Raw genomic sequence first — 12,922 nt, 5'->3', positions numbered from 1 at the left:
GCGTCAGATCCGGATCAGGAGCCCGAACCGAGGCACTTGTTGGTCTTGGTGTTGAAGTTACCGCACTTCTTGCCGACCCAGTCGCCGACCAGGTCCTTGGAGCCGTCGAGCTCCTTCGACCAGGCGTCGCCCGCGACAAGACCCGGGGTCTTCCACACCACGTCGAACTGGCCGTTGGCTTTGATTTCGCCAATGAACACCGGCTTGGTGATGTGATGGTTCGGAAGCATCTTGGAGGTGCCGCCGGTCAGGTTCTTGGCTTCGATGCCGGGGAGCGCATCGATCACCTTGTCCGGATCGGTCGACTTCACCTTCTCGACCGCCTTGATCCACATGTCGAAGCCGATCACGTGCGCTTCCATCGGATCGTTGGTCACGCGCTTCGGATTCTTGGTGTAGGTCTGCCACGCCTTGATGAACTTCTCGTTCTCCGGCGACTTGATCGACTGGAAATAGTTCCAGGCGGCGAGATGGCCGAGCAGCGGCTTGGTGTCGATGCCGGCGAGTTCTTCCTCACCCACCGAGAACGCGACGACCGGGATGTCCTTCGCCTTGATGCCCTGGTTGCCGAGCTCCTTGTAGAAAGGAACGTTGGCGTCGCCGTTGATGGTCGAGACCACAGCGGTCTTCTTGCCGGCCGAGCCGAACTTCTTGATGTCGGCCACGATCGTCTGCCAGTCGGAATGACCGAACGGCGTGTAGTTGATCATGATGTCTTCCTGGGCGACACCCTTGGACTTCAGGTAGGCTTCCAGGATCTTGTTGGTGGTGCGCGGATAGACGTAGTCGGTGCCTGCGAGCACCCAGCGCTTCACCTTCTCGTCCTTCATCAGATAGTCGACGGCGGGGATCGCCTGCTGGTTCGGCGCGGCGCCGGTGTAGAACACGTTGCGCTCGCTCTCCTCGCCCTCGTACTGCACGGGGTAGAACAGGATGCTGTTCAGCTCCTTGAACACCGGGAGCACCGACTTCCGTGACACCGAGGTCCAGCAGCCGAACACGACCGAGACCTTGTCCTTGGTGATCAGCTCGCGCGCCTTCTCGGCGAACAGCGGCCAGTTCGAAGCGGGATCGACGACCACGGCTTCGAGCTTCTTGCCGTTGACGCCGCCCTTCTTGTTCTGCTCGTCGATCAGGAAGAGGATGGTGTCCTTCAGCGTGGTTTCGCTGATGGCCATGGTGCCGGAGAGGGAGTGAAGCACGCCGACCTTGATGGTGTCGTCCGCGGCTTTCGCACCAGAAATGGAAGCCAGACCAAGCATCAGTCCGGCGGTCGCGGCGAGAACGCCACGGCGGCTAAATGGCGCCGCTATATCGTGAGTGGATTTGCTATGCATGAGTGTCTCATCTCCCTGACGCAGACGTGAAAAACGCTGCGAAACGGCCCCAACGGCCGCCTGCGATTAACGGATTCGCAAGAACTGTGCCATGGATTAGACACCCTTCAACCGATTGTTTTTGCTGGTGAAATTGCCAGAAAACGAAGTATTGCACAGGCCGCGCCGCCTAAACATTGAGCAATTCTAATGTATGCGAATGCGGCAGGCAGGTTATTTTCTGAGCAAATTTGTCACTCTGGCTAAATTTCCGGCATAACTATTTCTGCACCGCGATCGCCGTTTCTGTGGGGCGTGCCTTGAAAGCGCCGCCTCAATGTTCCATATGAGGTCGAGGTCTCTTGCGAATCAGGAGACCGTTGCGAGCCGCGTGTTCTTAAGCCCTTACGGGCGTCTGGCTTGCCCCATCCCATCAAGCCATCCGACACCCCAAACACGCAGGTGTCCCACTCGACACCCTTTTGCGCGCGCCGCGCCGAATGCGCCGGGCGCCCGCTTTTGACATGGAAAGAACCCATCTTTTGACTTCGTTTCAGGATTTCGGCCTCGCCGAGCCCATCGCCCGTGCTCTCACCGAAGAGAACTACGTCACCCCCACCCCCATCCAAGCCCAGACAATTCCGACCGCGCTGACCGGCCGCGACGTCGTCGGCATCGCCCAAACCGGAACCGGCAAGACCGCGTCCTTCGCGCTGCCGATCCTGCACCGCCTGCTCGAGAATCGCATCAAGCCGCAGCCGAAGACGACCCGCGTCCTGGTGCTGTCGCCGACCCGCGAACTGTCCGGCCAGATCCTCGACAGTTTCAACGCCTATGGCCGTCACATCCGCCTGTCCTCGACGCTCGCCATCGGCGGCGTGCCGATGGGCCGTCAGGTCCGCTCGCTGATGCAGGGCGTCGAGGTGCTGGTCGCCACCCCCGGCCGTTTGCTCGACCTCGTGCAGAGCAACGGACTGAAGCTTGGCAGCGTCGAATTCCTCGTGCTCGACGAGGCGGACCGCATGCTCGACATGGGCTTCATCAACGACATCCGCAAAATCGTCGCCAAGCTGCCGATCAAGCGGCAGACGCTGTTCTTCTCGGCCACCATGCCGAAGGACATCGCCGAGCTGGCCGACGCCATGCTGCGCGACCCCGCCCGCGTCGCGGTGACCCCGGTCTCCTCGACCGTGGAGCGCATCCAGCAGCGCATCATCCAGGTCGACTTCTCCGCCAAGCCGGCGTTCCTCGCCCAGCTGTTGAAGCAGGAGCAGGTCAACCGCGCGCTGGTTTTCACCCGCACCAAACACGGCGCGGACAAGGTGGTGAAGACGCTCGAGAAGGCCGGCATCCCCGCCAGCGCCATCCACGGCAACAAGTCGCAGAACCACCGCGAACGGACACTCGCTCTGTTCCGCACCGGCGAGATCCGTACCCTGGTCGCCACCGATATCGCCGCCCGCGGCATCGATGTCGACGGCATCACCCACGTCATCAATTTCGATCTGCCCAACGTGCCGGAGACCTATGTGCACCGCATCGGGCGCACCGCGCGCGCGGGTGCCGAGGGCACCGCGATCTCGCTGGTCGCAGGCGGCGAGGAACTCGCCTATCTCCGCGACATCGAGCGGCTGATCAAAGTGGCGCTGCCGCGTGAGGATCGCCGCACCGACGCCGGCCGCCGCGATGCGGGCCCTCCCCCGCAGCAGCAACGACAGGGTCGGCCGGGCCGCCCGGGCCAGCGTCCGCAAGGCGCAAGGCATGGTGAGGGACGCCACGCTGACGGTCGCCGTGCCGACGAAAGGCATGCGGACGGGCGCCACCACAGTGCCGCCAAGCAGGGCGACGGAAGGCCCGGCAGTGGCCCGAAGGCAGCTCCTCGCAGCCGCTCCGGAGGCAAGGCGCATTCTTCGCCAAACGCCCGTCCGGAACAGCGTTCCGCGCATAGCGCCGGGGCGTCTGATGGGATACAAGGCGTTGCCTTTTTGCGCCGCGAGAGTCGGCCGAACGGCCAACCGAACCGCAAACCCCATTCGCACTAGCCGTCCACGACCTGGAGAAATTCATGGCTAAGGAAGAGCTGATCCAGTTCGAAGGACTGGTCACCGAAATCCTCCCCGACGCGCGCTACCGCGTGCAGCTCGACGCCGGACACGAGATCGTCGCCTACACCGCCGGCAAGATGAAGAAGAACCGCATCAAGACTCTGGCGGGCGACCGCGTGACGGTAGAGATGTCGCCCTATGACCTCGAAAAGGGCCGGCTGATTTTCCGCCACAAGGACGAACGTCCGAGCGGGATGGGCGGACCTCCGCGTCCCGGACAGCGCGGCGGCCAGTTCCGCCGCCGCTAGCGGGGGCCCAGCGCGCGAGCGCGGACCTGTAATTCCGACGTGTATGCTGATCCGCCGTGACCATCACGGCGGATCAAAAAATCGTGCACGTCAGCATTGTTTTGGGTGTCTGTTTCCAATAAAATGACTTAATCGATTTTCGGCCGGACGACATTAGCATCCACCGGTACAGCCGGTTCAGACACGCTGACGACCCTTCCAAAAATTCGATCTAACCTGTCCGCGCAAGCGGGCTCTGACATTGTGTTATCTGAGAAGGGACTACCCCCATGAGCATGGGAACCGTGAAGTGGTTTAACGCGACCAAAGGCTTCGGCTTCATCCAGCCCGACGATGGCGGCCAGGACGTGTTCGTTCACATCAGCGCTGTGGAGCGTGCAGGCCTCGGCACGCTGCGCGAAGGTCAGAAGATCTCCTACGAGATCGTCGCCGACCGCCGTTCCGGCAAGTCGGCAGCCGACAACCTCCGCTCCGCCGGCTGAGCCTACCGCTTACGGGCCCCGATCGGCTCGAGCGAACCAATCAATGAAAAGGCCGGGCGCGATGCCCGGCCTTTTTTTATTCCAGGATCTGCTCTCGTATTTCAGCACGGCGACTTTACACCCGTGTAAGGAACGCAGGTGACCTGGCGCGGCCGCGTGTAGGAGACATCGCTCAGCGTGATGCCCGTCTTCAGGACGAATTTGACAGAAGGCGTGTAGACGTAACTCGCCTGACTGAAGATAAGGTAGGTCGACGCGATCAAGAGCGATGGCGGAATCATCGAGGTGACCGTGGTGCCAGCTACCAGAGTCGGGGGCGGAGCCGTCAGCGTGGCCTGCGTCGCACCGTTGGCAATGGTGGCGGACTTGCTCCATTGAATCTTGGCGACCTTGCTTGAGTCGATATAGATCTGAAGGACCGTGCCGTTCACGAGCGTAGCGTCGTACGGCATGATCATCGATATGCTTGCCGTGAACGTGTCCTGCATGTCGCCATCGTCGACCGATGTCGACTGCGACGTCAAATCGGACAGAGTCCGTGCAATCATTGTGACTTTGCGATTGATCGCCACGGCCGATGAAAATTCGACGGTCCCGAAGAACATCACCAGCATCAGCGGCACGATGACCGCGAACTCGGTCGCCGCGATCGCACGCGTGTCGGCGACGAAGTCGCGCACGGAGCTTCGGGCATTCCTCCAGATATTCGCAATCGCCTGCATCTGTCCGCTCGGATCCATCTGTCTCAGAAGGGTTCATTCTTGAAGGCCGCGGTCGCAATCAGCAGCCGCTTGTTGTTGCAGCCCATGTTGAAGCCAAGGCCAGTGACGAAGAGCGGCCACTGATAGAACAGCCGCACCACGACGACCTGGTTGGCGGCCCCGGCACTGTATTGCACGCCGGTTGGATTGAAGCTGCAGGAATCACCATAATTGGTGAGGCTCAGCGCTCCGAACGAGTTTGTACTCACGACGTCGACGTAGAGCTTGGTGCAATCAAACAGCGCCGGGATCTGGCTGCAGACGTAAGCCTTGAACGTCGTTTGCGAGCAGGGTGTGCTGACGCCGGAGACCGCGCAGGCCGTGAGCGTGCCGGATTGCGCCTGCCCGGTCAGCAACACGCGCGCAGAATTTTGCGAGGCACTCTCGAGCACCTGGCTCGCCAGGAACATCAGCGCCGACTCGATGATGGCGAACAGCAACGCAAAGAACATCGGCGCAACGAGCGCGAACTCGACGGCTGCGGAGCCGCGGCGGCTGCCACGAAACCGGCGCAACGTGGCGAGGAGCGTGAATCTCGTAGGTGCAGGCGAAGGCATCAAATTCCCCAGCAGCAGCAATCATCTGCCATGTTCAATAGCGGAAACTGATTGTTTAAGTGTTTCAGGCGATCCGCACCCGGCGGCCCGGGCCGTTAAGAGCGCGTTAACCGCGAACGACCCGGACCAGGGAGACGAGGACACGGAAAGAGAAACTCGCGCGCGTGCGGCGGGCGGGGACGATCCTTGCCCCCAAATCCGCCAATCAAACTTGCTGGTTGGTCTTACTTGGTTCGTCTTGCTCAGTTCGCCTTAGTCAGTTCGTCTTGGCGCCCGCACCGGCACTGCCGCTCGCCGAGCTGCTCAACGAACCGGCCTGGCTCATCGTGCTGTTGAAGTAGGTGTCGCTGTCGCCGAGCGTCACGCGGCGCTGGCAAAGCGGCGCGCAGCTGTAGGACTCGCGTTCGATCCCGCGATAGACGGTAACGAGCCGGTCGCTCGGACCTTCGACCTGGACCTGGCGGTCGACCAGGATCTCGCCGCCGCGGTCGAGCGCGATGAAATTGGTGGCGCCATAGCCCTTTCCGGTGACGACGATCATGCCGCCGGGCTGGAGCGTGACGTCGGCGATCAGGGGATTGCCGACCACGATGGTTGCCACCTTGCCAGGCAGCCGCACCAGCTTGGCCTGGTCGACATTGACGGCGATGGTATCGGCGGACTCGGCAATGACGGCAGCCGGCGATGCCAGCACCGCTGTCGCAACCAGAAGACAGACGCGCGCATGACGGCGCAGCAGTTGTTTACGCATACTCTTACCCCCGGGACGTCACAAACCGGCAGAAGCGATCAGATAACAGCCGAGCCGGTGCCCGACCCGGCTAACCTGCCCTCAATTCGTGAACGTTCCGCAAACTCTCGGACTATTGTTTGAACGGACTGGCGTTCGCGGCTCTCGAGAACCTAGCGGCGGAACGGATAGGCAAGCTGCCCTCCGATTTCCTTCGGCATGGTGGCTTCATCCTTGCCGTAATCCTGCGGCAGTTGCCCCTCGGGCATGCGGAAAGTGCCGAACAGCAAGTCCCAGATCGGGAACGTGCCGGCAAAATTGGTGTCGCCGCCCTCTGCTAGCGCGGTGTGGTGCCAACGGTGGAACACCGGCGTCGCCAACACATATTTGAACGGCCCGAAGGTCCAGTTCAGGTTGGCGTGCACGAAGGCCGAATGGAAGGTCGTGAACGGGGCGAGCCAGACCATGGCGTTCGGCGAAATGCCGGCCATCAGCAGCACGACGTCGACCGCGATGGTACCGAGCACGAGATTGACGGGATGGAAGCGTGCCGCAGAAATCCAGCTGATCTCCTCCGAGGAGTGGTGGATCGCGTGGTACTTCCAGAACCCACCGCCGTGGAACAACCGGTGCAGCCAGTACAGCATGAAATCGGACAGCACCAGGAACAGCATGGCCTGGACCCAGAGCGGCAATAGCGCCAGCGGGCCGTGGCCGTTGTCGTAGAAGGCGATGAGCCCGTCGGCATCATGGATGTTGAAGACGAAGCTCGCACCGACGATCAGAAGGCCGATCCGCATGACACGTGCGAACACCGGAGCGATAAACCAGTAGCAGATGTCCGTGACGATCTCCCGCTTGCGCCACCACGGCACGCCGGGATTGCAGGCCCAGACATGCTCGAGCACGGTGAAGACCACCGCGAGCGCGAAGGTCGCGGGGATCACCTTCGCGATGGTCTCGCCAAGCATCAGGGCGATTTCCATGGGCAGGCTCGACATTGTCGCCTCTCTTGCGAATTGCTGGTCCCGCCTACGCGTACTCCCCCAAATTTAAGGGAGGGTGAAGCCGGTGCTGCGCTTGCTGCACATCCGGAACCGGAACGAATTGCAGCTGGCTGCCTTAAGGCGAAATTCACTCTGGCCAGCGGCAAGCGCGTTTGCCCGATCGAATTAACTCTCCCGAAAGAGCTCGGATCTCATGGTCGTTGCGTCAAGCACACCGCCGAACGAGGCGATCCCACCCCAGATGGAGTTTTGTTCATGAAGAACCTGATTGCGCGTTTCGCGAAAGATGAATCCGGCGCCACCGCCATCGAATACGGTCTGATTGCCGCCGGCATCGCGCTGGCCATCATCACCGTCGTCAACAATCTCGGCACCACGCTGAACGCCAAGTTCACCTCGATCAGCAGCTCGCTGAAGTAGGCGATCGATCAACGACTGCAAAAGCCCCGGATTTCCGGGGCCTTTGTTTTTAAGACGGCGAGTTCCAGTGGCGTTGAGCAAGTACAGAACCGATGCCGTGGTCGCGGCGAACGCGGCCGAGGCGGCGCAGACCGGCTCGCCGGCTTACTGGGTCTGCCTGGCCCTGCTGCTTGCGACCGTCGCGCTCGCCGCACGCATCGCCTCCCTCTGGTGAGCACGCCTTCGGCTGGTTCTACCCCTCAAGACCGCCGCCGCCGTTTTCGGTTTGTTTAGCACTGCCGGCTAGAATCCGGCGACGCCAGCTCCGCGGCACACCCAGGCCTCAAGACGCAGCCCATGATCCTCGACCTTGCGCGCCTTCTGCTCTTCCCGGCCCTGATGGCGTTTGCCGCCGCAAGCGATCTCTTCACGATGACGATCTCCAACCGCGTATCGCTGGCGCTGGTCGCCGGCTTTTTCGCGCTCGCTCTCGCCGGTGGCATGGCACCTTACGAGATGCTGGGCCATGTCGGCGCCGGCGCGCTCGTCCTAGTCGTGGCCTTCACCTGTTTTGCGATGGGCTGGGTCGGTGGCGGCGATGCCAAGGTGGCGGCCTCCGTCGCGCTTTGGTTCGGGTTCGCACAGCTGATGAACTTCCTGCTCTACGCCTCGCTGTTCGGCGGGGCGCTGACGCTGCTCCTGCTCCAGTTCCGGCAGTGGCCGCTGCCTTACGGGCTCGCTGGCCAGACCTGGCTCGCGCGGCTGCACGCCAAGGACAGCGGCATTCCCTACGGCATCGCGCTCGCACTGAGCGCGCTGATGGTCTACCCGGAGACCGAATGGGTGAAGGCGATCGACCTCGCTCACCTCGCATTGCGCTGAACGCATCGGGTAAACCCGGCGTTAAGGCGATTTAGATACGCCTCATTAACCATGCTTTGACGAATAGCTGGTCAACTGCCGATTACGGCGGCGTCAGCGTCGCGGCGTTTGTTGGAAAGTGAAGCGTATGAATAGGGCACGCATTGTCGTCCTGACGGTCGCCATCTGCGCCGGCGGTGTCGCCGCGTATCTGGCGAGCGGCTCGGACAATTCTGCACCGCCTCCTGCTCCGGTCGCGCAGCTTCCCACCGTCGACGTCCTGGTCGCGAAAAACGACATCGGCCTCGGCCAGACCGTCAAGCCGGAAGACGTGCAATGGCAGACCTGGCCGTCCGCGACCGCCAGCGCCACCTTCATCCGCCGCAACGAGCGCCCCGAGGGGGTAACCCAGGTCACCGGCTCGATCGCACGATCTCCCTTCATCCAGGGCGAGCCGATCCGGGACCAGAAGCTGGTCAAGGCCGAAGGCTCCGGCTTCATGGCGGCAATCCTGCCCACCGGCATGCGGGCGATCTCGACCGAGATCTCGCCGGAAACCGGCGCAGGCGGCTTCATCCTGCCCAACGACCGCGTCGACGTGCTTTTGACGCGCCGTCTCAAGAACCCGGACCAGAGCAGCGGCGCTCCCGATGTCGTCACGTCCGAGATCATCCTGGCCAATATCCGCGTCCTGGCCATCGACCAGGCTCCCAAGGAGAAGGACGGCCAGAACGCGGTGGTCGGCAAGACCGTCACTCTCGAACTCAATCCTGCGCAGACTGCGACGCTCTCCTCCGCACGCCAGAGCGGCACGCTGTCGCTGGCGCTGCGCAGCATCGTCGATGTCAAGCTGAGCGAGATCACGCTCGATGACTCCGCACAGAAGCGCGAGGGCATTTCGATCATTCGGTACGGTATCCCAAGCTCGACGGCGAAGGCACGATGAGGACTGTCGACATGAAATGCAGGGCGAATTTGGCGACGATGCGAACCCCGGTGGTCCGCGCCCTGTCGTTTTCGGCCGCCGTCGCGCTCGCGCTCAACCCGGTGCTCACCCCTGTGGTCGCCGCCGACTATCGCCCTGTGGCGCAGGCTGCGGCCGACGGTCAGATGAACGCGCGATTCCTCTCGCTCGGCATCGGCAAGTCGATCGTGATCGACCTTCCGCGCGACATCAAGGACGTGCTTGTCGCCGATCCGAAGATCGCCAACGCGGTCGTCCGCTCGGCGCAGCGTGCCTACATCATTGGCGCCTCGATCGGGCAGACCAACATCGTGTTCTTCGATTCCGCCGGCCAGCAGATCGCGGCCTATGACATCGCGGTCAAGCGCGACCTCAACGGCGTGCGGGCCGCGCTGAAGCAGGTCCTGCCGAACTCAGACATCCAGATCGACGGGCTAGGCGACGGCATCATCTTGACCGGCTCGGCCGCGAATCCGGCCGAAGCCCAGCAGGCCAACGACCTCGCCGTGCGCCTCGCCGGCGGCCCCGAGAAGGTCGTGAACTCGATCGTGGTCCGCGGCCGCGATCAGGTCATGCTCAAGGTGACGGTCGCGGAAGTGCAGCGCAGCATCGTCAAGCAGCTCGGAATCGACCTCACCGCCAACCTCAGCTACGGCACCTCGGTCGTCAGCTTCAGCAACTCCAATCCGTTCACGGCTCTTGGCCACAACCTCGTCGACGGCAATAACCTGACCACGAAGTTCGGCGCGGCCCCGTCGGTGCAGGCCACGCTGCGTGCGATGGAGACCGCGGGCGTGATCCGGACGCTGGCCGAACCGAACCTGACCGCGATCTCCGGTGAATCGGCAACGTTCATTGCCGGCGGTGAATTTCCGGTGCCTGCGGGCTATGCGTGCGACCCCACCACGCACGTCTGTACCACCCAGATCAGCTTCAAGAAGTTCGGCATCTCGCTCAACTTCACCCCCGTCGTTCTCACGGAGGGCAAGATCAGCCTGCGGGTAATGACCGAGGTGTCCGAGCTCTCGAACGAAAACGCGATCACGCTGTCCCAGGCCGTGACCTCGACCTCGGTCAACTCGCTCACGGTGCCCTCGATCAAGACCCGCCGCGCAGAAACCTCGCTGGAAATTCCCTCAGGCGGCGCGATGGCGATGGCTGGCCTGATCCAGCAGCAGACCAAGCAAGCGGTCAGCGGACTGCCAGGTCTGATGCAGCTCCCGGTCCTCGGCACGCTGTTCCGTAGCCGCGACTTCGTCAACAACGCGACCGAGCTGGTCGTGATCGTGACGCCCTACATCGTTCGCGCAGTTGCGCAAAAGGACCTGTCGCGGCCGGATGATGGCTTCTCCGCACCGGCTGATCCGCAGGCCGAACTGCTCGGCAACATCAACCGCATCTACGGCGTGCCCGGCCGGACCGAACCGGCCAAGAACTACCGCGGCACCTACGGCTTCATCACCGACTGAGGCGGAACGGGGACTTCATGAAGATCACTAGACCACCCCAGATTCGCAGGCGCGCCATCCACCTCGGCGGCGCGCTCGTCGGCATGGCGCTCGCCCTAGGCGGCTGCCAGCATGACGAAGCGGTCACGGCCTCCATTCCCGACGACTACAAGCAGCGCCATCCGATCGCGATCGAGGAGCAGAATCGTTCCATCGTCGTCTTCGTCGGCCATGCCCGCGGCGGCTTGACCGCCGCCCAGCGCGCCGACGTGATGGGCGTCGCGTCGGCCTGGATGCACGAAGGCACCGGCGCGATCCGGATCGACGTACCGTCCGGCACGCCCAACGCGCGTCCGGTCGCGGACACCATGCGCGAAATCCAGGCAATGCTGTCGGCGGCGGGCGTTCCGCCGCGCGGCATCAACGCCCGCTCTTACACGCCGGACGACAAGCGATTCCTGCCGCCGATCCGCCTCACCTATTCCAAGATCGCCGCAGTCGCGGGTCCCTGCGGCCTGTGGCCGGAAGATATCGGCCCTTCGATGAAGAACAAGAGCTGGTTCGAGAACAAGGACTACTACAATTACGGCTGCGCCTATCAGCGCAACCTCGCAGCGATGGTCGACAATCCGTCGGATCTCGAGCAGCCGCGGCCCGAAACGCCGTCCTACACGCCGCGGCGGACCGCCGCGTTCGAGAAGTATCGCAAGGGAATGCCGACGGCGGTCGCCTATCCTGAGGCCGACAAGGCCAAACTCAGCGACACCGGCAGATGATCAGCTACGCTCGCCAGCCCCAAGAAGATCAGTCCGAGGCATCGCTCCCACCGGTCGAGGAGCATATTGCGCCGGCGCCCCGCGTTTCCGTCCAGGCTTTCTGCGAGACCGTGGAAACGGCGGCCGCCGTGCAGTCAGCCGGCGAAGATCGCCGTCTCGGCAAGGCCCATCTGAAGATCCAGATGGGCGGAATGGCGGCTGCGGTGGAAGCCTACCGCTCGGCCCCCACGCCGAACGTGATCGTGCTCGAAAGCGACGGCCGCAACGACCTCCTGGGCGGGCTCGACCATCTCGCGACCGTCTGCGATGCCGGCACCCGCGTGGTCGTGATCGGCCGCATCAACGACGTCACGCTCTACCGCGAGCTGGTCCGCCGCGGCGTCAGCGACTACGTGCTCGCGCCGGTCGGCGCGATCGACGTCGTGCGCTCGATCTGCAACCTGTTCTCGGCGCCGGAAGCCAAGGCCGTCGGCCGCATTATCGCCGTGGTCGGGGCCAAGGGCGGCGTCGGCGCATCAACCATCTCCCACAATGTCGCCTGGGCGATCGCCCGCGATCTCGCGATGGACGCGGTCGTCGCCGACCTCGACCTCGCCTTCGGCACGGCCGGACTCGACTACAACCAGGATCCACCGCAGGGCATTGCCGACGCCGTATTCTCACCCGATCGCGTCGACACCGCCTTCGTCGACCGCCTTCTGTCGAAATGCACCGACCACCTCAGTCTGCTGGCGGCGCCGGCGACGCTCGACCGGGTCTACGATTTCGGCGCCGACGCCTTCGATTCCGTGTTCGACACGTTGCGCTCCACGATGCCCTGCATCGTCCTCGACGTTCCGCACCAATGGTCGGGCTGGACGAAACGCGCCCTGATCGGAGCGGACGACATCCTGATCGTGGCGGCGCCCGACCTCGCCAATTTGCGCAACACCAAGAACCTGTTCGATCTCCTGAAGGCCGCGCGCCCCAACGACCGGCCGCCGCTCTACTGCCTGAACCAGGTCGGCGTGCCGAAACGGCCCGAAATCGCCGCGGCGGAGTTCGCCAAGGCGATCGAGAGCCAGCCGGTCGTCTCGATTCCGTTCGAGCCGCAGATCTTCGGCTCGGCGGCCAATAACGGCCAGATGATCGCGGAGATCTCGGCCAACCATAAGTCGATCGAGATGTTCCTTCAGATCGCCCAGCGCCTGACCGGCCGCAGCGAAACGAAGAAGCAAAAGTCGTCCCTGCTTTCACCCCTGATTGACAAGTTGCGGGGAAAATAGGTC

Annotated in this window: 15 protein-coding genes; 10 read left to right on the top strand and 5 right to left on the bottom strand. The window is 63.1% G+C overall.

Annotation, left to right across the window (positions count from 1 at the left end; genetic code table 11):
* Positions 1–14: 14 nt before the first annotated feature.
* Positions 15–1,337 (bottom strand): urea ABC transporter substrate-binding protein, encoded by a 1,323-nt coding sequence (gene urtA, locus AC0L23_RS03545; RefSeq protein ID WP_026232789.1) that lies wholly within the window; start codon positions 1,335–1,337, stop codon positions 15–17.
* A gap of 479 nt (positions 1,338–1,816) precedes the next feature.
* On the opposite strand from urtA, the gene AC0L23_RS03540 reads away from it, so the two are divergent.
* The 3 genes from AC0L23_RS03540 (at position 1,817) to AC0L23_RS03530 (ending at position 4,151) form a co-directional block, all read left to right on the top strand.
* Positions 1,817–3,358, top strand: a complete 1,542-nt coding sequence (locus tag AC0L23_RS03540) for a DEAD/DEAH box helicase (protein ID WP_051112971.1) — start codon at positions 1,817–1,819, stop codon at positions 3,356–3,358.
* Between the two features lie 23 nt (positions 3,359–3,381).
* A complete protein-coding gene (infA, locus tag AC0L23_RS03535) occupies positions 3,382–3,669 on the top strand; it encodes a translation initiation factor IF-1 (protein ID WP_007599789.1) in 288 nt (95 codons plus the stop codon).
* Positions 3,670–3,938: 269 nt separating this feature from the next.
* Complete coding sequence (locus AC0L23_RS03530; protein WP_007599788.1) at positions 3,939–4,151, top strand: cold-shock protein; 213 nt, start codon at positions 3,939–3,941, stop codon at positions 4,149–4,151.
* 101 nt (positions 4,152–4,252) lie between these two features.
* On the opposite strand, the gene AC0L23_RS03525 is transcribed toward AC0L23_RS03530, so the two are convergent.
* The 4 genes from AC0L23_RS03525 to AC0L23_RS03510 all read right to left on the bottom strand — a co-directional run bounded on the left by AC0L23_RS03525 (position 4,253) and on the right by AC0L23_RS03510 (position 7,200).
* On the bottom strand, positions 4,253–4,873 hold the full coding sequence (locus AC0L23_RS03525; RefSeq protein ID WP_240550528.1) for a TadE/TadG family type IV pilus assembly protein: 621 nt from the start codon (positions 4,871–4,873) through the stop codon (positions 4,253–4,255).
* 23 nt (positions 4,874–4,896) lie between these two features.
* Positions 4,897–5,469, bottom strand: a complete 573-nt coding sequence (locus tag AC0L23_RS03520) for a TadE/TadG family type IV pilus assembly protein (RefSeq protein ID WP_085351837.1) — start codon at positions 5,467–5,469, stop codon at positions 4,897–4,899.
* Between the two features lie 256 nt (positions 5,470–5,725).
* The gene (locus tag AC0L23_RS03515) at positions 5,726–6,220 is read right to left on the bottom strand and encodes a pilus assembly protein N-terminal domain-containing protein (protein ID WP_018454676.1); all 495 of its coding nucleotides are present in this window, start codon (positions 6,218–6,220) and stop codon (positions 5,726–5,728) included.
* Between the two features lie 152 nt (positions 6,221–6,372).
* Positions 6,373–7,200 carry a sterol desaturase family protein gene (locus AC0L23_RS03510; protein ID WP_085361621.1) on the bottom strand — a complete coding sequence of 276 codons (828 nt, stop codon included), beginning with the start codon at positions 7,198–7,200 and terminating at the stop codon, positions 6,373–6,375.
* A gap of 261 nt (positions 7,201–7,461) precedes the next feature.
* On the opposite strand from AC0L23_RS03510, the gene AC0L23_RS03505 reads away from it, so the two are divergent.
* The 7 genes from AC0L23_RS03505 (at position 7,462) to AC0L23_RS03475 (ending at position 12,919) form a co-directional block, all read left to right on the top strand.
* On the top strand, positions 7,462–7,626 hold the full coding sequence (locus AC0L23_RS03505; RefSeq protein ID WP_007599783.1) for a Flp family type IVb pilin: 165 nt from the start codon (positions 7,462–7,464) through the stop codon (positions 7,624–7,626).
* A gap of 73 nt (positions 7,627–7,699) precedes the next feature.
* A complete protein-coding gene (locus AC0L23_RS03500; RefSeq protein WP_162496356.1) occupies positions 7,700–7,840 on the top strand; it encodes a hypothetical protein in 141 nt (46 codons plus the stop codon).
* A 122-nt stretch (positions 7,841–7,962) separates the two neighbouring features.
* Positions 7,963–8,487 (top strand): A24 family peptidase, encoded by a 525-nt coding sequence (locus AC0L23_RS03495; protein WP_018454679.1) that lies wholly within the window; start codon positions 7,963–7,965, stop codon positions 8,485–8,487.
* Positions 8,488–8,614: 127 nt separating this feature from the next.
* The gene (gene cpaB, locus AC0L23_RS03490) at positions 8,615–9,412 is read left to right on the top strand and encodes a Flp pilus assembly protein CpaB (RefSeq protein WP_018454680.1); all 798 of its coding nucleotides are present in this window, start codon (positions 8,615–8,617) and stop codon (positions 9,410–9,412) included.
* A gap of 11 nt (positions 9,413–9,423) precedes the next feature.
* A complete protein-coding gene (locus AC0L23_RS03485; protein ID WP_026232792.1) occupies positions 9,424–10,899 on the top strand; it encodes a type II and III secretion system protein family protein in 1,476 nt (491 codons plus the stop codon).
* Between the two features lie 17 nt (positions 10,900–10,916).
* Complete coding sequence (locus AC0L23_RS03480) at positions 10,917–11,654, top strand: CpaD family pilus assembly protein (RefSeq protein WP_018454682.1); 738 nt, start codon at positions 10,917–10,919, stop codon at positions 11,652–11,654.
* Positions 11,651–12,919 (top strand): CpaE/TadZ family protein, encoded by a 1,269-nt coding sequence (locus AC0L23_RS03475; protein ID WP_018454683.1) that lies wholly within the window; start codon positions 11,651–11,653, stop codon positions 12,917–12,919. The genes AC0L23_RS03480 and AC0L23_RS03475 overlap by 4 nt, the downstream gene beginning before the upstream one ends.
* Positions 12,920–12,922: the final 3 nt, after the last annotated feature.

The organism is Bradyrhizobium sp. MI1.4 (genome assembly GCF_055811315.1).
This window is presented reverse-complemented; position numbering and strand designations above follow the sequence as displayed.

Coding starts and splice junctions, on each gene's coding strand:
- urtA (WP_026232789.1), bottom strand. CDS start 1,337: ATGCATAGCAAATCCACTCACGATATAGCGGCGCCATTTAGCCGCCGT.
- AC0L23_RS03540 (WP_051112971.1), top strand. CDS start 1,817: ATGCGCCGGGCGCCCGCTTTTGACATGGAAAGAACCCATCTTTTGACT.
- infA (WP_007599789.1), top strand. CDS start 3,382: ATGGCTAAGGAAGAGCTGATCCAGTTCGAAGGACTGGTCACCGAAATC.
- AC0L23_RS03530 (WP_007599788.1), top strand. CDS start 3,939: ATGAGCATGGGAACCGTGAAGTGGTTTAACGCGACCAAAGGCTTCGGC.
- AC0L23_RS03525 (WP_240550528.1), bottom strand. CDS start 4,873: ATGCAGGCGATTGCGAATATCTGGAGGAATGCCCGAAGCTCCGTGCGC.
- AC0L23_RS03520 (WP_085351837.1), bottom strand. CDS start 5,469: ATGCCTTCGCCTGCACCTACGAGATTCACGCTCCTCGCCACGTTGCGC.
- AC0L23_RS03515 (WP_018454676.1), bottom strand. CDS start 6,220: ATGCGTAAACAACTGCTGCGCCGTCATGCGCGCGTCTGTCTTCTGGTT.
- AC0L23_RS03510 (WP_085361621.1), bottom strand. CDS start 7,200: ATGTCGAGCCTGCCCATGGAAATCGCCCTGATGCTTGGCGAGACCATC.
- AC0L23_RS03505 (WP_007599783.1), top strand. CDS start 7,462: ATGAAGAACCTGATTGCGCGTTTCGCGAAAGATGAATCCGGCGCCACC.
- AC0L23_RS03495 (WP_018454679.1), top strand. CDS start 7,963: ATGATCCTCGACCTTGCGCGCCTTCTGCTCTTCCCGGCCCTGATGGCG.
- cpaB (WP_018454680.1), top strand. CDS start 8,615: ATGAATAGGGCACGCATTGTCGTCCTGACGGTCGCCATCTGCGCCGGC.
- AC0L23_RS03485 (WP_026232792.1), top strand. CDS start 9,424: ATGAAATGCAGGGCGAATTTGGCGACGATGCGAACCCCGGTGGTCCGC.
- AC0L23_RS03480 (WP_018454682.1), top strand. CDS start 10,917: ATGAAGATCACTAGACCACCCCAGATTCGCAGGCGCGCCATCCACCTC.
- AC0L23_RS03475 (WP_018454683.1), top strand. CDS start 11,651: ATGATCAGCTACGCTCGCCAGCCCCAAGAAGATCAGTCCGAGGCATCG.